1 protein-coding gene is annotated in these 387 nt (G+C 65.6%); it reads left to right on the plus strand.

Going from position 1 to position 387, the window contains the following annotated elements; all coding sequences use genetic code 11:
• Positions 1 to 86: 86 nt before the first annotated feature.
• Positions 87 to 387, plus strand: a 301-nt coding sequence (locus D7W79_RS46695; RefSeq protein WP_244222300.1) for a Herpes gM protein family protein, incomplete at its 3' end; no start/stop codon positions are given.

Below are 387 nucleotides of genomic sequence, written 5' to 3' on the forward strand. Positions count from 1 at the left end.
GGGGTGTAGCCGTGCCCCTCAGGTTGGACACGCAGAGCCTTGTGGGCACTTATGTAATCACGGCCGTATTGTTGTTGGCCGCGGCCGTGTATGCCGTGGTCGGCGCCGTGACCTCCCGCTACGACCGCGCCCTGGACGCGGGCCGCCGTCTGGCTGCGGCCCGCATGGCCATGCCGCACGCCACGCTGATCGCCGGAAACGTCTGCTCTTGGTTGCTGCAGATCACCGTCCTGCTGCTGGCCCATCGCATCAGCCAGCTGGCCCACCTGGTTTACGTCCTGCACTTTGCGTGTCTGGTGTATTTTGCGGCCCATTTTTGCACCAGGGGGGTCCTGAGCGGGACGTATCTGCGTCAGGTGCACGGCCTGATGGAGCTGGCCCCGACCC

This window comes from Corallococcus exercitus (assembly GCF_003611585.1).
GTDB classification, from domain to species: domain Bacteria; phylum Myxococcota; class Myxococcia; order Myxococcales; family Myxococcaceae; genus Corallococcus; species Corallococcus exercitus.